The sequence below is a fragment of the Streptomyces sp. NPDC093065 genome (assembly GCF_044754585.1).
GTDB lineage: Bacteria > Actinomycetota > Actinomycetes > Streptomycetales > Streptomycetaceae > Streptomyces.
Genome location: NZ_JBIVPJ010000018.1, coordinates 104492 through 127284, shown reverse-complemented (window position 1 = coordinate 127284; position 22793 = coordinate 104492). Strand labels below are relative to the sequence as shown.

The following is a 22793-nucleotide window of genomic DNA, read 5'->3' as shown; positions in this document are numbered from 1 at the left end:
CATGGGGAGCTACACGATTCCGAACGTCGTCGAGCGGACCCCGCAGGGCGAGCGGTCCTACGACGTGTTCAGCCGGCTCCTGTCGGAGCGGATCATCTTCCTGGGCACGGAGATCGACGACGGCGTGGCCAACGTCGTGATCGCCCAGCTCCTGCATCTGGAGTCGTCGGCCCCGGAGAGCGAGATCGCCGTCTACATCAACTCCCCCGGCGGCTCGTTCACCTCGCTCATGGCGATCTACGACACGATGACCTTCGTACAGGCGCCGATCTCGACGTTCTGCGTCGGGCAGGCGGCGTCCACGGCGGCCGTGCTGCTGGCGGGCGGGGACCCCGGGCGGCGGTTCGTGCTGGAGCACGCGCGGGTCCTGCTGGGCCAGCCGGCCAGCGGCGGACGGCAGGGCACGGTCTCCGACCTGGCGCTCCAGGCGAAGGAGATGGTGCGGATCCGCTCCCAGGTCGAGGAGGTGCTGGCCCGCCACACCCACCACGACGTCGCGACCCTGCGCGCGGACATGGACCGCGACAAGGTGTTCACCGCCCAGGAGGCGGTGGCGTACGGGCTGGCCGACGAGGTGCTCGCACGGCGGCTGGCGAGGGTGTGAGCGGCCGGGCCGGTGTCCCGCCGAGGGCGGGGCACCGGCCCGTGCGCGTCCGCGCGTCCGCGCGTCCTCAGGCGGCCAGGCACATCCCGTCGAAGCGCGCGCCGGACGTGCCCCGGCCCGCCCGCACGGCGGTGTGCCGGGAGGTCAGGCGGACCAGCTCGCCCTGTGCGCGGGCCAGCAGGTCGCCGAGTCCCAGTCCGAGGGCGCCGGCGGCGGCCGCCAGCACCTCCGAGGACGCCTCCTTGCGGCCGCGCTCCACCTCCGACAGGTAGGGCATGGAGATCCGGGCGGCCTCCGCGACCTCCTTCAGCGTGCGCTCCTGGTCGAGGCGTTCACGCCGCAGGACGTCGCCGACCAGATCGCGCCACAGGGGCTCGCGCACGGTGGGCGGCCTTCGCTCCGGCGGAACCGGCGGGGCGGCGGGACGGACTTCCGGGCGCGCCGCCTGCGGGCGCAGCGGAATGACGCGGGCTTCGTTCGGCACGTGGCTGGTCACCTCCTCAGCCTAGGGTCGTGGCCGGATCACGGAAGGGTGCGGCGTTCCGCCCTCAGGGAAATCCCGGCGACGTCCGGGGTGCCGCGCACTTGTGACGGGACTGGCCTGGGAAAGTGGGCAGCACCCCGCGATGACGCCGCGGCACACGAATCGCGCCACCCGTGAAATCGGGGGCATGTGCCGCCGCGCCCCGGGTACCCGCAAGCGGGAAAAGCCTAGGGAGACGTCGAACCGTGACTTTCGTGGGAGAGGTAATGGAGACCGCCGTGGTCCGGCCGGAAGCGCAGGTTGTCGAAGAGACCGCCGGGAGCGGGACGGGTGAGGGACCACTGCGGGGTGTCGTGGACCCCCGCACCGTGGCCCCGCGCGACGCACGGCAGTTGTCCCGCCAGTTCTTCCGGCGCCTGACGGAACTCGAAGAGGGCACGCACGAATACCAGTACGCGCGCAACACTCTGATCGAGATGAACATGTCGCTCGTGCGGTTCGCCGCGGGCCGCTTCCGCGGTCGCGGGGACGACATGGAGGACATCGTCCAGACCGGCATGATCGGCCTGATCAAGGCGATCGACCGCTTCGAACTGTCGCGCGAGGTGGAGTTCACGTCCTTCGCGCTGCCGTACATCGTCGGCGAGATCAAGCGCTTCTTCCGTGACACGACCTGGGCCGTGCACGTGCCGCGGCGGCTCCAGGAACTGCGCGTGGAGCTGGCCAGGGCCCGCGAGGAACTCTCCTCCCGACTGGACCGCGAACCCACCGTCGCCGAACTCGCCACGCTGATGAACATCGGCGAGAACGAGGTGGTCGAGGGCCAGATCGCGTCCAACGGCTACAACTCCTCCTCGCTGGACGCCGCGCTGACCGGTGACGGCCCCGAGAACGGCGAGTCGGTGCTGGCCGACTTCATCGGCGTGGAGGAGGACGGTCTGCGGCTCGTCGAGGACTTCCACTCGCTGGCCCCGCTGATGGCCGAGCTGAGCGAGCGCGACCGGCAGATCATCCACCTGCGGTTCGTGGAGGAGGCCACCCAGGCGGAGATCGGTGAACGGCTCGGCTGCTCGCAGATGCACGTGTCCCGGCTGATCAAGCGCATCATCACCCGGCTGCGCGAAGGCATGCTGGGCGAACTCGGCTGCGCCTGAGTCCCGGCCCCGTGGTGGCGACGGTGCCCTTCACCCTCCGGTGAGGGGCACCACGGCGCGTACCCGCTTGCCCACCGGGACACGCTCGACGACGACCGTCTCCACCAGGGCGTGCACTATCTCCAGGCCGTGCCCGCCGACGCGCTCGGGGTCCTTGGCGAAGCGCTCCGGCACGGCGCCGCTGCTGTCGTAGACGGTCACCGCCACCGAGTTGCCCGTACCCTCCAGCTCCAGGATGTACGGTCCCCTGCTGTGCCGGTCGGCGTTGGTGACCAGCTCGCTCACCACCAGGAGCACCGCGCCGTCCGCGCGGGGACCGATCGTGGCGCACCACTCGGTCCTCAGCTGGTCGAGGAAGAGCGAGGCGAAGGAACGCGCCTGCGCTATGCATCCCGGCTCGCCGGAGTAGTGTGCCGCCCGCCTCAGCGGTTCAACGGGTACGTCGAAACCAGTCGGTATCACTGCCCCGTCCAGGTACTCGGTCATGCGTTTCTCTCTCGGAAGCCGGACTGGCCGGACGCTGCTGCACCAGTCCTCGTACCCCGAGCCGCGCATCGCAGTCCCCGTCTCTTCACAGTGCGGGAATCGTCACAGTGGTGCGGGGAACCCGTGGGTGCGAGAAGGGTGTGCGAGCGGGCGGGGGAAGGGTGTGCGATGGACGAACTGATGGCCGCGCGAAGCCTGACCACCCGGCCGGTGGTCACCCTCGGCGGCGATGCCGTCGCCCATGTCAAGGACACCGTATGCGACGCCGCCGCGGGCCGGATCACCGGTTTCACCCTGACGGGACGGGGTCTGCTGTCCGGCCCGCTGAAGCAGGCCCTGCCCTGGCCGGCGGTGTACGCGCTGGGTCACGACGCGGTGATGATCCGGGACCGGCGCGGTCTGGTGAACGCGGCGGCGATGACGGCGCACCAGCACAACCTCAGGTCGCGGTTGCTGGGGGCCAGGGTCGTGACCGAGGCGGGTGCCGACATCGGCACCGTGCTCGACGTGGTGGTGGAGGGCGGCACCGGGGGACGGATCGTGGGTTTCCGGGTGGCGGCGAGCCGGCGGTTCGTGCCGGGTCCCGCCCGGCACCGGCGCCGGGTGTACGTGCCGCGCGGCGGGACGGTCGCGGTCACCGGCCGGTCCCTGGTCCTCCCGGAGGACGCCGCCCGGCACGTCGCGGACGACCTGCCCGGCCTCACCGCCCTGGTCGGTGGTGTGTCCGGCCCGTGGAAGGGCTCGCTGCCGTGATGCTGTTCACCGAGGTGCGCGGGCTGCCGGTGCTTGCGCCGGAGCCCGCCGGGAGCGGCCCGCTCGGCACCGTGTCGTCCCTGACCGTCGACGTCGGGTCCGGGTCGGTCGGTCATGTCCGCTTCCGCGGCGGCCGGTTCGGCCGGGAGAGGGCACTGCCCTGGGACGCGGTGGACACGATCGGACCGGGCGCCGTGCGCCTCCGCTCCGCCGCCGCCCCGGGACCGGTGCCGTTCCACCACGACCTGCTGGGCCACCGGGTCCTCGTCGACACGGGCACCGAGCACGGCACGGTGCTGGACGTCGCGTTCGACCCGCGGACCGCCCGCGTCCTCGCGCTCTTCACCACCCGCGGCGAACTGCCGGCCGAGCGTCTGCTGGGCCTCGGCGAGTACGCCCTCGTCGTGCGGGCGCACTGAACGCCGGTCGGGTCCCGGCTCGGCCGGACGCCGCCGTCCGGCGCGGACGGCCCTGCCGGCGGGCGTGGCACGCGGGGGCTGCTTAGCGTGGCACCGTGAGTCCGCACATCCCGCCAGTGCCCCCCGAACCCCCCGTGCCACCCGTACCTCCCGGGCCCTCCGGCCGGGTCGTCGCCCGTCACGGCTGGGCGCAGGCCCTCGCCACGGTGCTGGCGGGGCTGGTCGCCATGGGGGCCGTCGCCGCGCTCGGGCTGTGGGCGGCCGGCGCCGCGGACCTGCCCGACAACGCCTTCCCCCGGGTCGTCGTGGCGACGGTCGTCACCGCCGTGGGCGGCGCGCTGGAGATGTCCGGCGACGCGGGCGAGCTGGCGGCCACCGACGCCGGGCTGACCGTGATGCCGCTGTCGGTCACCCTGACCGGTGCGCTGGTGATCGCCCGCGGCTTTCTGCGGCCGTTGCGGCACCGGGCCGTCACCGGCGTCCCGGAGCTGGCCGGCTGGGCCGGGCGGATCGCCGTCCTGTGGCTGCTCGCGCTCCTCGGCACGGCCTTCGCCGCACGGCAGACCTTCGAGGTGTCTCTGGGGGAGGGTCTGCTGAGCGACCTCGGTGATCTCTTCGGCGTCACCCCGACGGTCGGCTTCACCACGGACGTGCCGCTGACCGTCCTGTTCGGGCTGCTGTGGCTGGCGGGTGTGCTCGCCCTCGCCCTGCTGGCCTCGCGGCGGGCGCCGCTGCCCGGGCGGCTGCTGCGGCTGCGGACGTCGGTGCGGCCGGCCGCGCACGCGATGGTCGCGCTGCTGCTCGCGTACGTGGCCGTCGGCATCGTGGTCGCCCTGGTCGCCGCCGGGACGCGTGGTCACCCTGCGGACACCTTCGCCGTGCTGCTGCTCGGGCTGCCGAACCTGGCCTGGCCGGCGCTCACGATCGGCCTCGGGGCGACCTGGAACGGGCGGGTGGAGGGGCCGTTCGGCCTCCCGATGCCCCGTGTGCTCGACGAGGTGCTGCGCACGCCGGACGTCTCGACCGTGAACGTGGGCACGCTCGCCGAGCAGGACGGGCGGATGTGGTGGCTCCTGGTCGCCGCGGCGGTCCTGGTCCCGGCGGCGGGGTTCCTCATGGTGCGCCGTTCCCCGGACCGGGCGCCGGCCTGGCTGCACGCGGTGCGCATGGCGGTGGCGCTGGCCCTCACGGTCCTAGTGATCGGCCTCGTCGGCCGGGTCTCCGCCCACTACGGGCTGTCGGTGCTCGGCATCGGCGACCTGGGCGGCGGACTGTCCGGGCGGTTGTTCCTGCGGCCGCGTCCGTGGGGTGCGGTCGGCCTGGCGCTGCTGTGGGGACTCGTCGCCGGGTTCCTGGGCGCGTTGCTCGCGCGGTGGGTGGGCGGGCGGTCCGGCCGGGCCCGGCCCTGAAGTCTGCGGGAGGGGCGGCACGGGGCGGGCTCAGGCGACGGGGACGACCAGGGGCGGGGCGGCCCGCTGCATGCGCAGCGCGTCCACGGACTCGGCCATCAGCTCGTACTCCGTGGTCTCGTCACTGGTCGCGACGCGCACCAGGTGTCCCGCGGCCAACTCGTCGGCGACCAGCTCCTGTTGTATGTCGTCGGCGCACCAGGTGCGCAGCATGCGCGGCACGTCGGGCGCGTCGTCGGCGACGGGAGTCAGGGCGCCGCGGGGTAAGTGGGGGGTGTCGGGCTGCGGATCCAGCCGCTCGGCGATCCACGCCGCCCGGTCCCGCAGCCACCACAGGGCCAGCGCGAGCGTGGGGGCCCGGTAGGTACCCAGGGGGACACCGATACGCCGGCCGTCACAGACACCGTAGGCCGTGACATGGCACAGGAACTCGTCGTGCACTGCTACCCTCCCCCGTCACCCAGCCCGCCTGCCGGTCCGGCATGACGTCCGTGCGGCTCGTGTGCTGTGCGTGAGGGCGCTGTCGCATGGTGTGAGAGGCCCTAGTGGTGAGTATGTTCACGACTGAACCACTGTCACCATGAATTTCCGGCCAGTCTCCTGGCATATTCGCGGCGCGGGTTGGCCGAAATGCCGCTCGGGTGCCATGACCCCGGGGGTAATCGACGGTGCCCGCGGATGCGGGCAGTGTGGTCGTACCAGGTCACCGGGACCGGGATCCGGCCCCTGACCAGCGCACCCATCCCATTGGAGGCTGATCGCCATGTCCGCACCCACCCGTCGTTACGAGGATGCCGTCGCCCGCTACTTCGAGGCCTGGAACGCGGCCCCGGACGCCGTGGCCGAGGCGGTCGCCGCGGCCTGGACCGAGGACGGCGGATACACCGACCCGCTGGCCGACGTGCGCGGCCACGGGCAGATCGCCGCCGTGGTGGCCGCGGCGCAGGAGCAGTTCCCCGGCTTCTCCTTCCGGCTGTCGGGTGCCGTCGACGGACACCACGACACGGCGCGCTTCTCCTGGGAGCTGGTCAGTGGGTCGGCGGGAGGGCCGGCACCGGTGGCCGGGTTCGACGTGATCACGCTGGACGGCGAGGACCGCATCCGGTCGGTGTTCGGCTTCCTGGACCGGGTGCCCGCTGGGGCCTGAGCGCGGCCGGACGCGCACATGCGCCGATGCCGGAGGCGGGCCGCCTCCGGCATCGGCGCATGTGTCTCCCGCCCGGGTCCTAGCCCTTGACGACCTTGTCGATGCGGGCCAGTTCGTCGGCGTCGAAGTCGAGGTTTCCGATGGCCGCGACGCTGTCCTCGAGCTGCCGCGGGCTGCTCGCGCCGACCAGGGCCGAGGTCACCCTGCCCTGCCGCAGGACCCAGGCCAGGGCCGTCTGGGCCAGCGACTGGCCGCGGGCGCCGGCGATCTCGTTCAGGGTGCGCAGCTTGCCGACCAGTTCCTCGGTGACCGCGTCGGAGTTGAGGAAGGGGCTGTCGCTCGCGGCCCGGGAGTCCTCCGGGATGCCGTTCAGGTAGCGGCCGGTCAGCAGGCCCTGCTCGAGCGGGGAGTAGGCGATGGAGCCGACCTGCAGCTCGTCGAGGGTGTCCAGCAGGCCGCTGGTCTCGGGGCGGCGGTCGAGCATGGAGTAGCGCGGCTGGTGGATCAGCAGCGGGGTGCCCAGGCCGGCGAGGATGCGGGCGGCCTCGCGGGTCTGCTCCGGCGAGTAGTTGGAGACGCCGACGTAGAGCGCCTTGCCCTGCTGCACCGCCGTGTGCAGGGCGCCCATCGTCTCCTCCAGCGGAGTGTCCGGGTCGGGGCGGTGCGAGTAGAAGATGTCGACGTGGTCCAGACCCATGCGGGTCAGGCTCTGGTCCAGGGACGACAGCAGGGACTTGCGCGAGCCCCACTCGCCGTACGGGCCGGGCCACATCAGATAGCCGGCCTTGGTGGAGATCACCAGCTCGTCGCGGTACGCACCGAAGTCGGCCTTCAGGGCCTCGCCGAGCGCCGACTCGGCCGATCCGGGCGGCGGGCCGTAGTTGTTGGCGAGGTCAAAGTGGGTGACGCCGAGGTCGAAGGCGCGGCGCAGGATGGCGCGCTGGGTCTCGACGGGGCGGTCCGGGCCGAAGTTGTGCCACAGGCCGAGCGAGAGCGCGGGGAGCTTCAGACCGCTGCGTCCGGTGCGCCGGTAGGGCATCTCCGCGTAGCGGTCGGGGTGTGCGGTGTACAACGCGACTCCAGAGGGGTTGGCCCCCGAGGTACGGGGCTTGGGTGGAACCGTCCTCCACTCTCGCGTGACCTGCGGGCAGTGGTCCAACAGAAGAATCCGATGGGATTGCGCGGTTAGGCTTCTGAGTCATGGAACTGCGTCATCTCCAGCACTTCGTGGCGGTCGCCGAGGACCAGCACTTCACCCGGGCGGCGGAACGGCTGCTGGTGTCCCAGTCGGGTCTTTCGGCGTCGATCCGGGCGCTGGAGCGGGAGCTGCGGGCGCCGCTGTTCGTGCGCACGACCCGCCGGGTGACGCTGACGGAGGCGGGGCGGGCGCTGCTGGACGAGGCGCGGCGGATCCTCGCCCAGGTGCGCTCGGCGCACGAGGCGGTCGCGGCGGTGCAGGGGGTGCTGCGCGGGACGCTGTCGCTGGGCGCCGAGCAGTGCATCGCGGGGGTGCCGGTGGCCGGGCTGCTGGCGGGCTTCAGGCGACGGCATCCCGACGTGGAGATCCGGCTGCGGCAGGCGGGCTCCGGGGAGCTGGCGGAGGAGGTCGCGGCGGGGCGGCTCGACCTGGCCTTCGCCTACCGCACGCAGGCGGACACGGACCAGCTGCGCTCGGTCTCGCTGGCGGGCGAGCCGATGACGGTGCTGTGCCACCCGGACCACCGGCTGGCGGCGGACGGCGCGGTGCTCACCCCGCACGACCTGGCCGACGAGGTGTTCGTCGACTTCCACCCGGACTGGGGTCCGCGCCGCGTGACCGACGCCGTGTTCGCCGCGGCGGGCGTGCGACGGACCGTGCCGCTGGAGGTGAACGACGTGCACGGGCTGCTCGACCTGATCGACGAGAACCTCGGCATCGCGGTGGTGCCGCGTCACTTCCGGCACAAGCGGGCCGCGCTGACCTCGCTGCCGCTCAAGGACGCGGACGGGACGGAGTACGAGACCATCGCGCTGCTGCCGCCCGCGGCGGCCACCAGCCCGGCGGCGCGGGCGCTGATGGGGCTGCTGGAGACGGCAGGCGTGTGAACGGGAAGCGCGCACGGGCCGACTGCGCGATGGTGGACGTATGCATGCGAAGGACATCCTCATCGAGGGCTACGGCCGTATCCAGGAAGAAGTCCACGCCGCCGTCGAGGGCCTGGACCCCGACGGCCTGAACGCCCGCCCCGCCGCCGACGCCAACTCCGTGGCCTGGCTGGTCTGGCATCTCACCCGCGTCCAGGACGACCACGTCGCCGACGCCTTCGGGCTCGACCAGGTGTGGCTCACCGGAGGGTGGGAGGAACGCTTCGGCCTGGGGCTGCCCCGCCGGGACACCGGGTACGGGCACAGCCCGGCCGAGGTCGCGAAGGTGCGGGTCGACTCGGACGACCTGCTGACCGGCTACCACGACGCCGTGCACGAGCAGACGCTCACCGCTCTGCGCTCCCTGAGCGCCAAGGACCTGGAGCGGGTCGTCGACGACAACTGGGATCCGCCGGTCACGCTCGCGGTGCGGCTGGTCAGCGTCCTGTCCGACGATCTCCAGCACGTCGGACAGGCCGCCTATGCGCGCGGGCTCGTTCAGAGCGCGGACGCGTAGCCCGGCAGCACGACGTCCTCGATGAGGGCCTTGCGCTCGTCGTAGGGGAGGAAGGCGCTCTTGAGGGCGTTCACGGTGACCGTGCGCAGGTCCTCGGCGCTCCAGCCGGCCTCCTCGACCAGCAGGGACATCTCGCGCGTCATGGTCGTGCCCGAGACCAGACGGTTGTCGGTGTTGAGGGTGACGCGGAAGCCGAGGTCCTTCAGGGCGGTGATGGGGTGCTCGGCGATCGAGGTGGCGGCGCCGGTCTGGAGGTTGGAGGTCGGGCACATCTCCAGGGCGATCCGGCGGTCGCGCACCCAGGCGGCGAGCCGGCCGAGCTTGCCGGCGGCGAGGTCGGGGATGTCGTCGGTGATGCGCACGCCGTGGCCGAGGCGCTGGGCGCCGCACACCTGGAGGGCCTGGTGGATGCTGGGCAGCCCGTGCGCCTCGCCGGCGTGGATGGTGAAGGGCACGTTCTCGCGGCGCAGGTGCTCGAAGGCGGCGAGGTGGTCGGCGGGCGGGAAGCCGTCCTCGGCGCCGGCGATGTCGAAGCCGACGACACCGGCGTCCCGGAAGGCGACGGCGAGGTCGGCGGCCTCGCGGACCCGGTCGAACATCCGCATGCCGCAGAGCAGGGTGCCGACCCGTACGGGTGTCCCGGCGGCGGCCGCCTTGGCCATGCCGGCGGCGAGCCCCTCCTGGACGGTCTCCACGACCTCGCTCATCGACAGGCCGCCCCCGGTGTTCAGCTCGGGGGCGTAGCGGACCTCGCCGTAGACGACGCCGTCGGCGGCGAGGTCGAGGACGTACTCCTCGGCGGTGCGCAACAGCCCCTCGCGGTTCTGCATCACGGCGAGGGTGTGCTCGAACGTGGCGATGTAGCGCACGAGGTCCCCGGAGTTGGCGGCCTCGTAGTACCAGGCGGCCAGCTCGTCGGGGTCGGTGGTGGGCAGGGTGTGGCCGGCGCTCTCCGCCAGCTCGACGACGGTCGCGGGGCGCAGGCCGCCGTCGAGGTGGTCGTGGAGGACCGCCTTGGGGAGGCGGCGGAGGGTCTCGGTGTCTATGCGCGTAGATGACATGTGCGGAGGTTCCTCGGCGGTTCTGGGCGCGGATGCGGGGACGGATGCGACGTGCGGGTGTGGCGCGTGGAGCGGGGGACGGTCAGGGGGTGGCGGGCTGGAGCAGGTCCCAGCGGTTGCCGTACAGGTCCTGGAAGACGGCGACCGAGCCGTAGGGCTCGTGGCGGGGCTCCTCCAGGAAGGTCACGCCGGCCGCCGCCATGCGGGCGTGGTCGCGGGCGAAGTCGTCGGTGTGGAGGAAGAAGCCGACCCGCCCGCCGGTCTGGTCGCCGACCCTGGCGCGCTGGGCGTCGCCCTTGGCGCGGGCCAGCAGCAGGGCGGTGCCCCGCTCCGGACCGCCGGGCTCCACGACGACCCAGCGGGAGCCGTCGGGCCGGGGCGTGTCCTCGGCGAGGCGGAAGCCGAGGGCCTCGGTGTAGAAGCGGATCGCCTCGTCGTAGTCGTCGACGACGAGGGCGACCAGGGCGATGCGTGTCATCGGCACCTTCCGGGACGGGCGATTGACGGGAGAGGTTATACGTAAAACGCACCGGACGCCAAGTCCCCGCTCCAGGGGACGGCGCCGTGCGTCGCGGGTCAGCCCGTGCGGGCACCGTCGAGCCGTGCCAGTTCCTCGTCGGTGAGGCGCAGGGCGCCCGCGGCGACGTTCTCGGCGAGGTGCCCGGGGTCGCCGGTGCCGGGGATGGCCAGGACGTGCGGGCCCTGGTGCAGGGTCCAGGCGATCCGGACCTGCGCGGGGCTCGCCCCGTGCGCCCGGGCCACCGCGCGCACGTCGTCCTCGTGGGCGGTGCCGGCACCGCGCGGTCCGGCCTCGCCGGCGATGGCGTAGAACGGCACGAAGGCGACGCCCCGGGCTCGGCACTGGGCCAGGAGCGCGTCGGTGGCGGGGTCGTGGAAGCTCAGTCCGTACCGGTTCTGCACCGCGACCACGGGTGCGACGGCCTGCGCCTCGGCGAGGTGTCGCGGCTCCACGTCGGAGAGGCCGAGGTGGCGGATCAGGCCGGCCTCGCGCAGCTCGGCCAGGGCGCCGAAGTGGTCGGTGATCGACTCCTGCCGCATGCGGCGCAGGTAGACGACGTCGAGGTGGTCGCGGCCGAGCTGGCGCAGGTTCTCCTCCACGTGGGCACGCAGGTCCTCGGGGCGGGCGGAGGTGCCCCACTCCCCCGACCAGTCGCGGTACGGGCCGACCTTGGTGGCGACGACCAGGTCGTCGGCGTAGGGGGCGAGCGCGCTGTTGATCAGTTCGTTGGCGGAGCGCAGGGAGGAGAAGTAGAAGGCGGCGGTGTCGATGTGGTTGACGCCGAGTTCGACGGCCCGGCGCAGTACGGCCAGGGAGCGTTCGCGGTCGCTCGGGGTGCCGAGATGGAAGGCGGCGCTGCCCGTCAGCCGCATCGCGCCGAAGCCGACGCGGCGGACGGGCAGGTCGCCGAGGTGCCAGGTGCCCGCGGACTCCGCGGTGATCGTTTCCGAGGTCATCGGCGGAGTTTCGCACACCCGGGCGGCGTCAGCAGTAGAGATTCCCGCCCGGGGAGACGCCGAGGATCTGGGCGAACTGCTGGTACTTCGTGACGCGGCTCTGGACCTGGGCGGGGTTCCTGCCGTCGCACTCCAGGGACCCGTTGATGGAGCGGATGGTCTGGCCGAAGCCGGCGCCGTTGACCATCGCGTTGTGTGCCGTCATGCTGCCGGGCCCGGACTGGGTGTTCCAGTACCACAGGCCGGTCTTCCAGGCCACGGCCGCGTCGTTCTGCACCAGCCAGGGGTTGCCCAGCAGGTCGATGCCGAGCGCGTCGCCCGCGGCCTTGTAGTTGAAGTTCCAGCTGAGCTGGATCGGCCCGCGCCCGTAGTAGGCGGCCTGGCCGGCCGGGCAGCCGTAGGGCTGGTTCCAGTCGCAGTAGTGGGGGTAGTTGGCGGTGTTCTGCTCGACGACGTACACCAGGCCGCCGGTCTCGTGGCTGACGTTGGCGAGGAAGGCGGCGGCCTCCTGCTTCTTGGTGGTGTCGCTGCCGGTGTTGGCGAAGCCGGGGTAGGCGCTGAGCGCGGCGGTGAGGCCGCTGTAGGTGTAGAAGCTGTTTCTGCCCGGGAACATCTGGTTGAACTGGGCCTCGCTGACGACGAAGTCGCCGACCGGCGTCTGCGAGCCGCCGTCACAGGCGTACGGGTCCCAGTACCAGGTGCTGATGAGCGGGTCGTAACCCGGGTTGGCGTGCTCGGCGATGTAGGCCTTGCCGTCGGTGTAGCGGACGATGTCGCCCGCGTTGTAGTTCGCGCCGGCCGACCAGGCCGGGTAGCTCGAACACGCGGCGGCCGACGCTTCGTCGGCGGGCATGAGCAACGGCACGGCGCCCGCGAGGGCGAGTGCGGTCACCACGGCGGATATACGGCGCCTCGACACAGGCTTGTCTCCTTCTGCGGAGCACGGCCGCTCCCGTACGGGGACACAGCGGAGCGGAGCCCTGTGCGCGCGTGCCGGTGGAACCGGCCACGGCGTGGGGGCGGCCGTGGAGGGGGGTGTGGAGGCACACTCAACCGCGTTGGTCTGTACCAGTCAAGGGTGTAGACCAGTTCAACTCAACTGCCTCGCACCCGAGTTGATCCTCGACCGGTCCGACGACCGGACGGGCGGCTGTCAGACCGCGACCGGCAGGGGCACCGCGCCGCGCCCGGCGGACACACGGGCTGGATGGCGCCACAGCCCCCGGGCGGCGAGTCGTGGCAGCACGCCCTCGCCGAACCAGTAGGCCTCCTCCAGGTGCGGGTATCCGGAGAGGACGAACTCGTCGATGCCGAGGGCGTGGTACTCGGCGATCCGGTCCGCGACCTCGTCGTGGCTGCCGACCAGGGCGGTGCCCGCGCCGCCACGCACCAGGCCGATGCCGGCCCACAGGTTGGGGTGGATCTCCAGGGCGTCGCGGGATCCACCGTGCAGGGCGAGCATGCGCCGCTGCCCCTCGGACTCGCTGCGGGCGAGGCCGGCCTGCACGGCGCGAACGGTCTCCGGATCGAAGCCGTCGAGCAGCCGGTGCGCCTCGGTCCAGGCCTGCTCCGCGCTGTCCCGGGTGATGACGTGCAGCCGGATGCCGAAACGCAGGGCGCGGCCCTTCTTCGCGGCCGACTCCCGCATCCGGGCGATCTTGCCGGCCACCTGCTCGGGCGGCTCGCCCCAGGTGAGGTACACGTCGACGTGCCGCGCGGCGACCTCGAGGGCGGCGGGTGAGGAGCCGCCGAAGTACACCTCGGGCACGGGGTCGGGCACACGCACCAGCTTGGCGTCCTGCACGCTCAGGTGCTCGCCGCGCAGGTTCACGGTCCCGCCCGCCCACAACTCCCTGACTACGTGCAGGAATTCACCGGTACGGCGGTAACGGGCGTCCTTGTCCAGAAAGTCCCCGTAGGCCCGCTGCTCGCGGCTCTCGCCGCCGGTGACGACGTTGAGCAGGAGCCGTCCGCCGGTCTGCCGCTGGAAGGTGGACGCCATCTGTGCGGCGAGCGTGGGCGAGACGAATCCGGGACGGAACGCGACCAGGAACTTCAGCCGCTCGGTCGCCTGGGAGACCATGGCGGTGGTCAGCCACGCGTCCTCGCACCAGGCGCCGGTGGGGGTGAGCGCGCCGACGAAGCCGAGGTCCTCGGCGGCGCGGGCTATCTGGGTCAGATAGGCCACTGTCGGCGGCCGGTTGCGCCCGGAGTCGGTGGCCGGGGCGCCGTGGCCACCGCCTACGACATCGCGGCTGTCACCGCTGGTGGGCAGGAACCAGTGGAAGGTGAGGGCGGACACGGAGGCTCCGTTCGTGAGGTGGACGCGCTGCCGGCCCGGTGCGGGGCGGGCGGACGGGGCAGATCGGGCGGACGGCGGACGCCACGCCCCCCGGGGGGGGATGCGGTGCGCGCGGTTCAGCCCGCCGCGGCCAGCGCCGGGGGCGTCGGCGCGGCGGCGACCGGGCCGACGGCCGGGCGGGCGGCCAGGGCCGCCGAGAACTGGTCGACCACGTGGTCCAGAGCCTCCGCGGCGCTCGGGGCGACGGTGATCGTGCCGTCTTCGTGGGCCGTGATGTCCCGGTCCAGGGTGAACCAGCCCTGCACGACGTGCGCCGCGCCCATGGAGCTCAGCACGGGGCGGAGCGCGTAGTCGATCGCCAGGACGTGGGCGGTGGAACCTCCCGTGGCCAGCGGCAGCACCGTCTTGCCGGTGAGGGCGTACTGCGGGAGCAGGTCGAGCAGGGCCTTCAGGACACCGGAGTACGACGCCTTGTAGACGGGGGTGCCGACGACGACGCCGTCGGCTCGGGCGAACAGCCCGGCGGCCTCGCTGATCGCGGGATGCCCGAAGTCGGCGCCGAGCAGGGCCTGGGCGGGGACGCTGCGGACGTCGAGCTGTATCACCTCGTGGCCCTGTGCGGTCAGCCGCTCGTCGAGGTGGCGCAGCAGCCGGTTGGTGCGGGAGGAGGCGGACGGACTGCCGGAGACGGACAGGACGGTGGCCATGGGTCCTCTTTTCGGGAAGGCGGGCGCGGCGGAACGCCCGGCGGGCTCTCCCCCGCGGGAGCACGTCGGCCGGGACATGGGAAGCACCGGGCCCGACCGGTTTGCGGGTGCGGCCGGGTTCAGACGGTGGGGGCAGCCGCCGGCGGACGGGTGCCGGAGCGGTGCGGCGAGGTGGAGGCGAGGCGGCGGATCGGCGGGATCAGGCCGCGGTGCGACAGGAGGCGCTGGAGACGCGCGCGAGGTCGACGTGGCGTCGCCGCGTGAGGTCCGGTCGCGTTGTCATGCCGCCGATCGTGGCAGCCGCGGTCGAGGACGGTCAAGGAGAACCGGACCGGTCTCGGATGCCGGTCCCGGAATTCACACGGGCGTGACAAAGCGGACCGGACGGCTCGGATCGCGGGCCGCCCACCTCTACACATAAGGGCGCAATAAGAGCAGAATGTAGGTATGCGGCGCTACCGCACACCGCACCAGAAGCGGATGGCCCTGCAAGTCAAAGGAGACGACTCATGGCCAACGTCTCGCATACCCGAGGTGACATCACCAGTCACCCGGACGCCCCGGAAATGCAGGCGCGCTACGCGCGCATGCTCGGTGGTCGCGACGTGGCACTCGTGGACGGGCCGGTGTTCCTGCTCGGCCTCTACTGTGCCGTGTCCCCGTGGATACTCCACTTCACCACCAGCCAGCCCTCACTCGTGGCCCACAACCTGATCATGGGCATCGCCATCGGTCTGCTGGCCCTCGGATTCACCCGCGCCCCCGAGCGCATGTACGGCCTCAGCTGGGCCATGTGCGCGATCGGCGTCTGGATGATCATCTCGCCGTGGATCGTCGGCTCCAGTCCCGACGCCGGCGTCATCTGGAACAACATCGTCATCGGCGCCCTGGCCGTGGTCCTGGGCACGGTCTGCGCCGGTACGGCGGCGCGGAGCGCTCCACGCAGGCACTAGACGCACCGGAAGGAAACGGCACGGGCCGGTCCCGCACTCGCGGACCGGCCCGTCGCCCGTGCCCGCGGTCGACGGCGGGTGACACCGGCGGACTGCACCCGCCCGCAGTGGGCAGACGCACCACTGCGGGGTTCCTGACACGAAGGGGTGGAGATGGAGATCGACGGCATTATCAGCGCCATCGTCATCGGTGTCGTCATCGGTGTGCTGGGCCGGCTGGTCGTTCCGGGCCGGCAGCGCATCGGCGTTCTGTGGACGATCCTTGTCGGCATCGTGGCCGCGCTCGTCGGATCGTGGATCGCGTCGGCGTTCGACGTGGCCGACACCAACGGCGTCGACTGGATCGAGTGGCTCATCCAGATCGGTCTGGCCGCGGTCGGCGTGGCCGCCCTGGACCGGTCCAGGGCACGCCCGGGCCGTTGAGGACGGACTCGACCGTCACCGGTTGCGGAGCCACGCCTCGTACCAGGTGACGGTCGCGTCCACGGTGTCGGCGAGCGGCGTCGGGGCGGCCCCGAAGAACCGCTCGAAGGCACCGGAGTCCATGATCTGCGGCTCCGTGTGCTGGTAGAACATCTCCTCGTACTCGGCCATCATCTGCTCGTCGAACGGGCCGAAGGCGCGGGGCCGGTCGAGCACCACGACACTCAGCGGGCGGCCCACCCGCTTCTCGACCATCGCGTGGATCTCGCGTGTGCTGACGGCGGGCGCGGTCGGCAGGTGCCAGACGCGGCCGTCGCCGTCGGGACGCTCACCGAGCGTGGCGAGGCCGGCCGCCACGTCCGCCATGCCGGTGTAGCTGTGCGGAAGTTCGATGTCGCCCATGGCCACGACGTCCCCGCCGGTGAGCGCGCCGGGGAAGACCGCCGCCCCCAGGGACGAGTTGAGAACGCCGGGCCCGACGAAGTCGGCACTGCGACCGAGGACCACGCGGGCCCGGCCCGACCGGTGGGCGGCGAGGTACCGCTCGTCCAGTTCGGCGCGCATCCGGCCCTTACGGCTGGTCGCCTTCCAGGGACTGTCCTCGGTCATCACCGCTCCCCCGGTCTCGCCGTACGGGTAGAGCGTGTCGAGTACGACCAGCCGGGCGCCGCTCGCCTCCACGGCGGCCAGGACGGCCTCCTGAACCCGGGGCATCACCTCGACCTGGAGGTGATAGGCGACGTTGACGCAGTGGTACACGACGGCGGCGTCCCTTACGGCGGCACGGGCGCCGTCGGCCGTGCTCACGTCGGCGGCGACGCGCTCGACGCCCTCGATCTCGGGGCCCGCTCCCCTGCGGTCCACCAGCCGGACGGGGTGCCCCCGGCGCACCAGCTCACGGGCGAGCGCGGTGCCGGCGGGGCCGGCTCCCAGGACGGTGTGCGGGGCGTGCGGCTGCGGGGTTGCGGTGGACATGGTGCTCCTCTTGCCTCGACTGGCTAGTGCTACTCCCTTTCGTTAGAGACTCTAACTCGCGCGAATGCCGATAGCAAGATGCTCCGGCGAGGAGACATAGGCTGGGCGGAGAGATCACGTGAGGATCACGTCACGAGGAGGGCCGTACGCCATGGTCGTGAAGGACGCCGAACTGCCCCACCTGCGCCGTTGCGTGGAGCTGGCGGCCGAGGCAATGGGGGCCGGCGACGAGCCGTTCGGTTCGGTGCTGGTGGGCGGGGACGGCACGGTGCTGACCGAGGACCGCAACCGGGTGGCCTCCGGCGACCGGACCCGCCACCCGGAGTTCGAGCTCGCGCGCTGGTCCGCCGCCCGGCTGACCCCCGAGGAGCGCGCCGCGGCCACGGTGTACACGTCCGGCGAGCACTGCCCGATGTGCGCCGCCGCACACGCGTGGGTGGGCCTCGGGCGCATCGTGTACGTCGCCTCGTCGGAACAACTGGTGGCGTGGCTGACGGAGTTGGGCGTTCCCGTGCCGCCGGTGCGGCCGCTTCCCGTGCGGGAGGTGGCGCCCGGCGTGATCGTGGAGGGGCCGGTGCCGGAGCTCACCGAGGAGATCCACGCCCTGCACCGGCGCTTCCACACGGGACACGCCTGAGGCCGGGACGCCTTCGGCGGGGACGGCGCCCCGGTCGGCGCGCTCAGCCCCGGGTGCCCGGCCGGAAGCGGCGGTAGAGGGCGGCGCCACCCAGCACGAGTGCGGCGCTGCCGGCGAGGGCGGGCAGGGTGCCGTCCGCCCCGGTGTGGGCGAGGGCGACCTGTTCCCGCGGCGGCGCGGCGTGCTGGGACGGTCCGGGCCCGGCGCGCTCCTCCTCCGGGGCGGACGGCTCGGGCTCCGCCGGGGGCAGTACGGGTTCCGGGGTGTCGCCGGAGTCGTTGACCGACTCGTTGCCGACGGCCGGGTTGCCGACGCCGACCACGTCGACACTGTTGCCGCTGACGTTCACCGGGAGGTGCACCGGCAGCTGCACCCCGTTGCCGGAGAGCACGCCCGGCGAATCCGCTCCGCCTCCCTCGGCGACCGCGCCGCCCGACGTACCTGTGGACGTGCCCCCGGACCCGCTGTCGGACGTGCCCCCCGGGGCTTGTGCCCCGTGGTGCGAGGCCGCCGTCTCCCCGGTGTTGGCGCAGCTGTTGCCCGCGGCCGGGTTGAGGAGCCCCGCCACGTTCACGGTGTTGCCGCACACGTTGACCGGCACGTCCACCGGGAGCTGGACCGTGTTGCCGGAGATCAGTCCGGGTGAACCGGCCGAGGATCCGTCGGCGCCCGCACCGTCGGACGCGAACGCCGCGCACGCCGGCATCGTCACGGCCAGCGCGCCCGACGCGGCGACGGCGAGCACACCGTTTCGGGTAACCCTTCTCATGAGGTTCCCTGCCTTCCAGACATGGTCGCGGGCGCTCGCCCGCACCGGTTAAAACGCGGGCGCACCATCCGAGTTATGGCTTATCGGTCTTTCACCCCATCGAGTGGGCGGTTCATCGAACAAGCGGTGCCCCGCCCGGTGCGCGGTCGCCCGGAGGCGCGGGGTGCGATGCCCGCTTATGGTGAGCGAGGGCGCCGACCACCGGTCCGCGACGGGGCGCCCGGGAGGCATCGATGCAGGCCAAGCTGGAGACTCGGCCCTCGGTCCGGCGCTGCGCGGTCACCGGAGCGCTCGGCCTGGCCCTGCTGGGTGCGGGACTGCCCGCCGCGAACGCCACGGCCACCGCGGCCCCCGTGACCCCGCGGGACGCCGGGTCCGGCCTGTCCCGGTTCTACGACCAGAAGGTCAAGTGGTCGGCGTGCGAGGGCACGGAGATGCCGAAGGACCTGCAGTGCGGCAAGGTCACCGTCCCCGTCGACTACGCGCGGCCCAGGGGCAGGACCCTCGACGTGGCCCTCGCCCGGTACCGGGCGACCGGCGCCTCGCGGGGCTCCGTCCTGCTGAACTTCGGCGGCCCCGGCGGTTCCGGTGTCAATGAACTCGCCGTCGGCGGCAAGGAGTTCATGCACCTCACCAACGGCTACGACGTCGTGACCTTCGATCCGCGCGGCGTCGGCCGCTCCTCCCCGGTCTCCTGCGGACCGGCCACCTTGAAGATCATGGAGGCGACGGACGGGGACGAGGGGACGGGTGACGCGGAGGACGTGCTGAAGCGGCTGCGGGACGGGGCCGCCGAGTGCGCCAAGTACTCCGGCCCCGTGCTGCCCCACATAGGCACGGTCGACGCCGCGCGCGACCTGGACGTGATGCGCCGCGCGCTCGGTGACGACCGGCTCAACTACCTGGGTTTCTCCTACGGAACCCGGCTGGGCGCGGTGTACGCGGCCCAGTTCCCGGACAAGGTCGGCCGGATGGTGCTCGACGGTGTGGACACGCTGACGGAACCGCTGACCGAGCAGGGGCTGGCCGGCGCGCGGGGACAGCAGACGGCGCTGGAGAACTTCCTCGACTGGTGCGTCGAGGACGTCGCCTGCCCGTTCGGCCAGGACGCGAGGAGCGCCCGGGACCAGGTCGTACGGCTCGTGGGCTCCCTGGACTCCGACCCCGTGCCGTCGGCCTTCGGCGAGCCCTTCACCGGTCAGGACATGGTCGGCGCGATCGGCCAGGCGCTGTACAGCCGGGATCTGTGGCCCTCGCTGGAGCGGGCGCTCGCGCAGCTGCTGGAGGACGGCGACACCCGCGGCCTGGAGGGCTTCTCGTCCGGCGGGGTCACCTTCCCGGTCCGGGCACCGGCGCGCGCACCGGCCCGTGCGGACAAGGACGGCGCCGGGCTCACGGACGAGGAGGACGTCCCCATGGACAACCTTCCGGCCGCCCTCATGGCCATCAACTGCGCGGACGATCCCGACCGTCCCACCGCCGCCCAGGTCACCGCGTCCCTCGGGCCGCTGCGGGCGCGGTACGAGGAGGCCTCGCCGGTCTTCGGCCGGTACCGGCTCACCCAGGTGCTCATGTGCTACGGGCGGCCCAGGGGCACCGACTACATCCGGGACGACGTGAAGAACCTCGACACCGCGAAGGTGCTCCTGGTCGGCACCCGCGGCGACCCGGCCACGCCGTACCGCTGGACGACGGAGACGGCCGACCGGCTCGGCCCCTCCGCCGTGGTCCTGGACAACCGCGGCGAGGGGCACACCGGCTACGCGTCCTCCGAGTGCGTGCACCGCAAGGTCGACGACTTCCTGCTGTACGGTTCCCTGCCGCCCGACGGCAGCTCCTGCGGCTCGGAGTCCGCCGGTGACGGTTCCGGCTGAGCGGCGCTCCGTTCCGAATGCCCTATATGCCCGTCGGCCCTATCGTGCTGTCATGGAGCACGATCTGAGTCCCGCCACCCTCGCCGAGCTGCGGCGCCCCCGCCCGTACCCGGCCGTGTCCGTACTGACGCCGACGCACCGACGTGAACCGGACAACGCCCAGGACCGGGTCCGGCTGCGCAACGCGGTCGCCGCGGCCAAGAAGCAGCTGGAGGAGGACCCGTCGGTCAGCCGCGACCGGCGCGCGGAGGTGTCCCGTGAGCTCGACCGGGCCATGGCCGAGGTCGACCTGACCCACGCCGAGGACGGTCTGGCGATCTTCGCCGCTCCCGGCGAGCACCAGGTCTGGACCCTCAGCCGTTCCGTGCCCGAGCGCGTGGTCCTCTCGGACACCTTCCTGACCCGCAACCTTGTCGCCGCACAGGCCGCCGAACGGCCGTTCTGGGTCCTGTCGGTCGCCGCCGACCGCGTCAAGCTGTGGAACGGCGGCGCCGGCCGGGTCGTGGAGGAACACCTCGGCGGTTTCCCGCTCGACCGGCCCGCGGAGGACTTCGACCCCGAGCGCCAGGAGCGGATCGGCGACGCGCCGAGCACGTTCCGGGACGAGGGCACGCGCAAGTTCCTGCGCGACGCCGACGCCGCGATGGGCAAGGTGCTGCGCGCCCGTCCCCGGCCGCTGTACATCACCGGTCCCGAGCCCGCGCTGTCCCTGTTCGACGAGGCGGGCGCGCTGGCGGCGGACGCGGTGCTCGTCCCGCACGGCGGGCTCGCGCACGGTTCCGCCGAGGCGGTGTGGCAGGCGGTGTGGCCGGTGCTCGAGGACGAGGCGCGCGGATCGGTCGAGGCACTGGCCAGGGAGCTGGACGCGGCCCGCGGCCGCAAGGACTTCGCGGCCGGGGTCGACGAGCTGTGGGAGAGCGCCCACACGGGCCGCGTCCGGCTGCTGGCCGTCGAGGAGAACTTCAAGGTGACGATGCGCGACGACGGCGAGCACCTGCTCCCGGCGGAGGACGGCGACCTCGACGCCCGGGAGGACATCGTGGACGAGATCGTCGAGCAGTGCCTAGAGACGGGCGCCGACGTGCGCTTCGTACCGGACGGCACGCTCCGGGACGCGGACGGCATCGCGGCGGTCCTGCGGTACTGACAAGCCCCGGCCGCCTCCGGCCCGGGGCCGCTCCGCTCCCCCGTGGCCCTTGACGGGCGTGAAAACCTGTCCGCCGTACACGCACCCGCTGCGCGCGGGTGTGCGGCGGACGGTGAAGGAGCGGGCGCGGCGTGAGTGAACTTCTGGGTGTGGCGGTCCTGGGCGCGGGCCACATGGGTGCCGACCACGTACGACGCCTCGACCGGGTGGTGAGCGGCGCCCGGGTCGCCGCGGTGGCGGACCCCGACGCCGAGCGGGCGAAGGAGGCCGTGGGCGGCATCGGCGGGGTGAGCGTGCACACGGAGGCCGAGGCGGCGCTGGACGCGCCGGGCGTCGAGGCGGTCCTGGTCGCCTCGCCCGGCGAGGCGCACGAGGAGGCGCTGCTGGCCGCGTTCGCCCGGGGGCTGCCCGTCCTGTGCGAGAAGCCCATGGCGCCGGACGCCGCGGGCGCGCTGCGCGTGGTCGAGGCCGAGGCACGCCTCGGCAGGCGGCTGGCGCAGATCGGTTTCATGCGGCGCTACGACGCCGAGTACCGGCAGCTGAAGTCCCTCCTGGACGGCGGGCGTCTCGGCCGGCCGTTGATGCTGCACTGCGTGCACCGCAACGTCTCCTCCCCGCCGCACTTCACCTCGGCGATGCTGATCAGCAGTTCCGTCTCGCACGAGATCGACGCGGCCCGCTGGCTGCTCGGCCAGGAGCTGAGCGCGGTGACCGTGCTGCGTCCGCGGCCGTCGGCCGGTGCGCCCGGCGGCCTGCTCGATCCGCAGTTCGTGCTCTTCGAGACCGAGGGCGGAGCCGTGGTGGACGTGGAGATCTTCGTCAACTGCGGCTTCGGCTACGAGGTGCGCTGCGAGGCCGTCTGCGAGGCGGGCAGTGCGCGGATCGGCCAGGAGCACACCATGGTGGTGACGGCTGCGGGCGGCGCGCGGGAGGAGGTGCCGCAGGACTACCTCGTACGGTTCGCGGACGCCTACGACCGCGAGGTGCAGAGCTGGGTGGACGCCACCCGGCGGGGCCGGGTGACCGGGCCCGGTGCCTGGGACGGATACGCCGCCGCCGCGGTCGCCGAGGCCGGAGTGCGGGCGCTGGAGACGGGCGCACGCACGCCCGTCGAACTGGCGCCCCGGCCGGACCTCCACGACCCGGCATAGAACAAGCGTCCGTCGAACGAAAGGGCGATGACGCCCCGGACCCGAATGCGCCTCAAGTCCCGTAGCGAGCCTACGACTTGCCCCCACCCCAGGGGGTACCGAACGCGTACCCGAGTCACTCCGGGAAGACTGTGGCATATGCCGGAAGCACCACCGTATCGTGTGTTGCCAAATCCCTTACGGCGCTTGGCGGGCTGTGCAACAGTCGTAGCGGTCCTCCC

The 22793-nt window shown here is 72.7% G+C and carries 27 protein-coding genes; 14 read left to right on the top strand and 13 right to left on the bottom strand.

All coding sequences use genetic code 11. The annotated features are described in order from the left end of the window. The first annotated feature begins 1 nt into the window (after nucleotide 1). Nucleotides 2–604 carry a ClpP family protease gene (locus tag ACIQFU_RS27720; RefSeq protein ID WP_109028910.1) on the top strand — a complete coding sequence of 201 codons (603 nt, stop codon included), beginning with the start codon at nucleotides 2–4 and terminating at the stop codon, nucleotides 602–604. Nucleotides 605–671: 67 nt separating this feature from the next. On the opposite strand, the gene ACIQFU_RS27715 is transcribed toward ACIQFU_RS27720, so the two are convergent. After that, complete coding sequence (locus tag ACIQFU_RS27715) at nucleotides 672–1100, bottom strand: helix-turn-helix domain-containing protein (protein WP_402554958.1); 429 nt, start codon at nucleotides 1098–1100, stop codon at nucleotides 672–674. Nucleotides 1101–1354: 254 nt separating this feature from the next. Between ACIQFU_RS27715 and ACIQFU_RS27710 the strand changes: the two genes are divergently transcribed. Next, a complete protein-coding gene (locus tag ACIQFU_RS27710; RefSeq protein WP_402555032.1) occupies nucleotides 1355–2242 on the top strand; it encodes an RNA polymerase sigma factor SigF in 888 nt (295 codons plus the stop codon). A gap of 30 nt (nucleotides 2243–2272) precedes the next feature. Here the strand turns inward: ACIQFU_RS27710 and ACIQFU_RS27705 are convergent, their stop codons facing one another. Continuing rightward, nucleotides 2273–2728 (bottom strand): ATP-binding protein, encoded by a 456-nt coding sequence (locus tag ACIQFU_RS27705; RefSeq protein ID WP_402554956.1) that lies wholly within the window; start codon nucleotides 2726–2728, stop codon nucleotides 2273–2275. A gap of 168 nt (nucleotides 2729–2896) precedes the next feature. Here ACIQFU_RS27705 and ACIQFU_RS27700 point away from each other — a divergent pair, with 168 nt between their 5' ends. The 3 genes from ACIQFU_RS27700 (at nucleotide 2897) to ACIQFU_RS27690 (ending at nucleotide 5309) form a co-directional block, all read left to right on the top strand. Further along, nucleotides 2897–3481: a PRC-barrel domain-containing protein gene (locus ACIQFU_RS27700; protein WP_402554954.1), complete on the top strand. Its 585-nt coding sequence runs from the start codon at nucleotides 2897–2899 to the stop codon at nucleotides 3479–3481. Further along, the gene (locus ACIQFU_RS27695) at nucleotides 3478–3900 is read left to right on the top strand and encodes a PRC-barrel domain-containing protein (protein WP_402555031.1); all 423 of its coding nucleotides are present in this window, start codon (nucleotides 3478–3480) and stop codon (nucleotides 3898–3900) included. The genes ACIQFU_RS27700 and ACIQFU_RS27695 overlap by 4 nt, the downstream gene beginning before the upstream one ends. A gap of 134 nt (nucleotides 3901–4034) precedes the next feature. After that, on the top strand, nucleotides 4035–5309 hold the full coding sequence (locus ACIQFU_RS27690; protein WP_402554952.1) for a streptophobe family protein: 1275 nt from the start codon (nucleotides 4035–4037) through the stop codon (nucleotides 5307–5309). A gap of 30 nt (nucleotides 5310–5339) precedes the next feature. Here the strand turns inward: ACIQFU_RS27690 and ACIQFU_RS27685 are convergent, their stop codons facing one another. Further along, the gene (locus tag ACIQFU_RS27685; protein WP_402554951.1) at nucleotides 5340–5750 is read right to left on the bottom strand and encodes a hypothetical protein; all 411 of its coding nucleotides are present in this window, start codon (nucleotides 5748–5750) and stop codon (nucleotides 5340–5342) included. Nucleotides 5751–6072: 322 nt separating this feature from the next. On the opposite strand from ACIQFU_RS27685, the gene ACIQFU_RS27680 reads away from it, so the two are divergent. Continuing rightward, nucleotides 6073–6456: a nuclear transport factor 2 family protein gene (locus ACIQFU_RS27680; protein ID WP_402554949.1), complete on the top strand. Its 384-nt coding sequence runs from the start codon at nucleotides 6073–6075 to the stop codon at nucleotides 6454–6456. Between the two features lie 79 nt (nucleotides 6457–6535). On the opposite strand, the gene mgrA is transcribed toward ACIQFU_RS27680, so the two are convergent. Continuing rightward, nucleotides 6536–7528, bottom strand: a complete 993-nt coding sequence (mgrA, locus tag ACIQFU_RS27675) for an L-glyceraldehyde 3-phosphate reductase (protein ID WP_402554948.1) — start codon at nucleotides 7526–7528, stop codon at nucleotides 6536–6538. A gap of 128 nt (nucleotides 7529–7656) precedes the next feature. Between mgrA and ACIQFU_RS27670 the strand changes: the two genes are divergently transcribed. Beyond that, complete coding sequence (locus tag ACIQFU_RS27670) at nucleotides 7657–8541, top strand: LysR family transcriptional regulator (RefSeq protein ID WP_402554946.1); 885 nt, start codon at nucleotides 7657–7659, stop codon at nucleotides 8539–8541. A 40-nt stretch (nucleotides 8542–8581) separates the two neighbouring features. Next, a complete protein-coding gene (locus tag ACIQFU_RS27665) occupies nucleotides 8582–9097 on the top strand; it encodes a DinB family protein (protein ID WP_402554944.1) in 516 nt (171 codons plus the stop codon). On the opposite strand, the gene ACIQFU_RS27660 is transcribed toward ACIQFU_RS27665, so the two are convergent. From ACIQFU_RS27660 to ACIQFU_RS27630, 7 genes are all read right to left on the bottom strand, one after another. Then, a complete protein-coding gene (locus ACIQFU_RS27660) occupies nucleotides 9079–10158 on the bottom strand; it encodes an adenosine deaminase (protein ID WP_402554942.1) in 1080 nt (359 codons plus the stop codon). The genes ACIQFU_RS27665 and ACIQFU_RS27660 overlap by 19 nt on opposite strands. An 82-nt stretch (nucleotides 10159–10240) precedes the next feature. Continuing rightward, the gene (locus tag ACIQFU_RS27655; RefSeq protein ID WP_402554941.1) at nucleotides 10241–10636 is read right to left on the bottom strand and encodes a VOC family protein; all 396 of its coding nucleotides are present in this window, start codon (nucleotides 10634–10636) and stop codon (nucleotides 10241–10243) included. A gap of 98 nt (nucleotides 10637–10734) precedes the next feature. Further along, the gene (locus tag ACIQFU_RS27650; RefSeq protein ID WP_402554939.1) at nucleotides 10735–11634 is read right to left on the bottom strand and encodes an aldo/keto reductase; all 900 of its coding nucleotides are present in this window, start codon (nucleotides 11632–11634) and stop codon (nucleotides 10735–10737) included. 28 nt (nucleotides 11635–11662) lie between these two features. After that, nucleotides 11663–12553: a glycoside hydrolase family 19 protein gene (locus ACIQFU_RS27645; RefSeq protein ID WP_402554937.1), complete on the bottom strand. Its 891-nt coding sequence runs from the start codon at nucleotides 12551–12553 to the stop codon at nucleotides 11663–11665. Between the two features lie 234 nt (nucleotides 12554–12787). Continuing rightward, on the bottom strand, nucleotides 12788–13936 hold the full coding sequence (locus tag ACIQFU_RS27640) for an LLM class flavin-dependent oxidoreductase (RefSeq protein ID WP_402554935.1): 1149 nt from the start codon (nucleotides 13934–13936) through the stop codon (nucleotides 12788–12790). A gap of 116 nt (nucleotides 13937–14052) precedes the next feature. Continuing rightward, the gene (gene ssuE / locus ACIQFU_RS27635) at nucleotides 14053–14643 is read right to left on the bottom strand and encodes an NADPH-dependent FMN reductase (protein ID WP_402554934.1); all 591 of its coding nucleotides are present in this window, start codon (nucleotides 14641–14643) and stop codon (nucleotides 14053–14055) included. Nucleotides 14644–14842: 199 nt separating this feature from the next. Further along, nucleotides 14843–14926 (bottom strand): putative leader peptide, encoded by an 84-nt coding sequence (locus ACIQFU_RS27630; protein ID WP_350891961.1) that lies wholly within the window; start codon nucleotides 14924–14926, stop codon nucleotides 14843–14845. 226 nt (nucleotides 14927–15152) lie between these two features. Here ACIQFU_RS27630 and ACIQFU_RS27625 point away from each other — a divergent pair, with 226 nt between their 5' ends. Then, nucleotides 15153–15596, top strand: coding sequence for an SPW repeat protein (locus ACIQFU_RS27625; RefSeq protein ID WP_402554932.1), 444 nt, complete (start codon nucleotides 15153–15155; stop codon nucleotides 15594–15596). Nucleotides 15597–15749: 153 nt separating this feature from the next. Continuing rightward, entirely contained in the window at nucleotides 15750–16019 is a 270-nt protein-coding gene (locus ACIQFU_RS27620) for a GlsB/YeaQ/YmgE family stress response membrane protein (RefSeq protein WP_402554930.1), read from the top strand. 15 nt (nucleotides 16020–16034) lie between these two features. On the opposite strand, the gene ACIQFU_RS27615 is transcribed toward ACIQFU_RS27620, so the two are convergent. Further along, a complete protein-coding gene (locus ACIQFU_RS27615; RefSeq protein WP_402554929.1) occupies nucleotides 16035–16994 on the bottom strand; it encodes an SDR family oxidoreductase in 960 nt (319 codons plus the stop codon). A gap of 151 nt (nucleotides 16995–17145) precedes the next feature. On the opposite strand from ACIQFU_RS27615, the gene ACIQFU_RS27610 reads away from it, so the two are divergent. Then, complete coding sequence (locus tag ACIQFU_RS27610) at nucleotides 17146–17631, top strand: nucleoside deaminase (protein ID WP_402554927.1); 486 nt, start codon at nucleotides 17146–17148, stop codon at nucleotides 17629–17631. 43 nt (nucleotides 17632–17674) lie between these two features. Here ACIQFU_RS27610 and ACIQFU_RS27605 read toward each other — a convergent pair whose 3' ends face one another. After that, on the bottom strand, nucleotides 17675–18400 hold the full coding sequence (locus ACIQFU_RS27605) for a chaplin (RefSeq protein ID WP_402554925.1): 726 nt from the start codon (nucleotides 18398–18400) through the stop codon (nucleotides 17675–17677). Between the two features lie 233 nt (nucleotides 18401–18633). Here ACIQFU_RS27605 and ACIQFU_RS27600 point away from each other — a divergent pair, with 233 nt between their 5' ends. The 3 genes from ACIQFU_RS27600 (at nucleotide 18634) to ACIQFU_RS27590 (ending at nucleotide 22572) form a co-directional block, all read left to right on the top strand. Beyond that, on the top strand, nucleotides 18634–20274 hold the full coding sequence (locus ACIQFU_RS27600) for an alpha/beta hydrolase (RefSeq protein WP_402554924.1): 1641 nt from the start codon (nucleotides 18634–18636) through the stop codon (nucleotides 20272–20274). Nucleotides 20275–20326: 52 nt separating this feature from the next. Next, entirely contained in the window at nucleotides 20327–21421 is a 1095-nt protein-coding gene (locus ACIQFU_RS27595) for a chemotaxis protein (protein ID WP_402554922.1), read from the top strand. Between the two features lie 131 nt (nucleotides 21422–21552). Beyond that, on the top strand, nucleotides 21553–22572 hold the full coding sequence (locus ACIQFU_RS27590) for a Gfo/Idh/MocA family protein (RefSeq protein ID WP_402554921.1): 1020 nt from the start codon (nucleotides 21553–21555) through the stop codon (nucleotides 22570–22572). The last annotated feature ends 221 nt before the right edge of the window (nucleotides 22573–22793 follow it).

Bases quoted from the DNA above. Each gene is read 5' to 3' on its own strand.
- ACIQFU_RS27720 (WP_109028910.1), top strand. From the start codon at position 2: ATGGGGAGCTACACGATTCCGAACGTCGTCGAGCGGACCCCGCAGGGC.
- ACIQFU_RS27710 (WP_402555032.1), top strand. From the start codon at position 1,355: ATGGAGACCGCCGTGGTCCGGCCGGAAGCGCAGGTTGTCGAAGAGACC.
- ACIQFU_RS27705 (WP_402554956.1), bottom strand. From the start codon at position 2,728: ATGACCGAGTACCTGGACGGGGCAGTGATACCGACTGGTTTCGACGTA.
- ACIQFU_RS27700 (WP_402554954.1), top strand. From the start codon at position 2,897: ATGGACGAACTGATGGCCGCGCGAAGCCTGACCACCCGGCCGGTGGTC.
- ACIQFU_RS27680 (WP_402554949.1), top strand. From the start codon at position 6,073: ATGTCCGCACCCACCCGTCGTTACGAGGATGCCGTCGCCCGCTACTTC.
- ACIQFU_RS27670 (WP_402554946.1), top strand. From the start codon at position 7,657: ATGGAACTGCGTCATCTCCAGCACTTCGTGGCGGTCGCCGAGGACCAG.
- ACIQFU_RS27665 (WP_402554944.1), top strand. From the start codon at position 8,582: ATGCATGCGAAGGACATCCTCATCGAGGGCTACGGCCGTATCCAGGAA.
- ACIQFU_RS27660 (WP_402554942.1), bottom strand. From the start codon at position 10,158: ATGTCATCTACGCGCATAGACACCGAGACCCTCCGCCGCCTCCCCAAG.
- ACIQFU_RS27655 (WP_402554941.1), bottom strand. From the start codon at position 10,636: ATGACACGCATCGCCCTGGTCGCCCTCGTCGTCGACGACTACGACGAG.
- ACIQFU_RS27650 (WP_402554939.1), bottom strand. From the start codon at position 11,634: ATGACCTCGGAAACGATCACCGCGGAGTCCGCGGGCACCTGGCACCTC.
- ssuE (WP_402554934.1), bottom strand. From the start codon at position 14,643: ATGGCCACCGTCCTGTCCGTCTCCGGCAGTCCGTCCGCCTCCTCCCGC.
- ACIQFU_RS27630 (WP_350891961.1), bottom strand. From the start codon at position 14,926: ATGACAACGCGACCGGACCTCACGCGGCGACGCCACGTCGACCTCGCG.
- ACIQFU_RS27625 (WP_402554932.1), top strand. From the start codon at position 15,153: ATGGCCAACGTCTCGCATACCCGAGGTGACATCACCAGTCACCCGGAC.
- ACIQFU_RS27620 (WP_402554930.1), top strand. From the start codon at position 15,750: ATGGAGATCGACGGCATTATCAGCGCCATCGTCATCGGTGTCGTCATC.
- ACIQFU_RS27615 (WP_402554929.1), bottom strand. From the start codon at position 16,994: ATGTCCACCGCAACCCCGCAGCCGCACGCCCCGCACACCGTCCTGGGA.
- ACIQFU_RS27610 (WP_402554927.1), top strand. From the start codon at position 17,146: ATGGTCGTGAAGGACGCCGAACTGCCCCACCTGCGCCGTTGCGTGGAG.
- ACIQFU_RS27605 (WP_402554925.1), bottom strand. From the start codon at position 18,400: ATGAGAAGGGTTACCCGAAACGGTGTGCTCGCCGTCGCCGCGTCGGGC.
- ACIQFU_RS27600 (WP_402554924.1), top strand. From the start codon at position 18,634: ATGCAGGCCAAGCTGGAGACTCGGCCCTCGGTCCGGCGCTGCGCGGTC.
- ACIQFU_RS27595 (WP_402554922.1), top strand. From the start codon at position 20,327: ATGGAGCACGATCTGAGTCCCGCCACCCTCGCCGAGCTGCGGCGCCCC.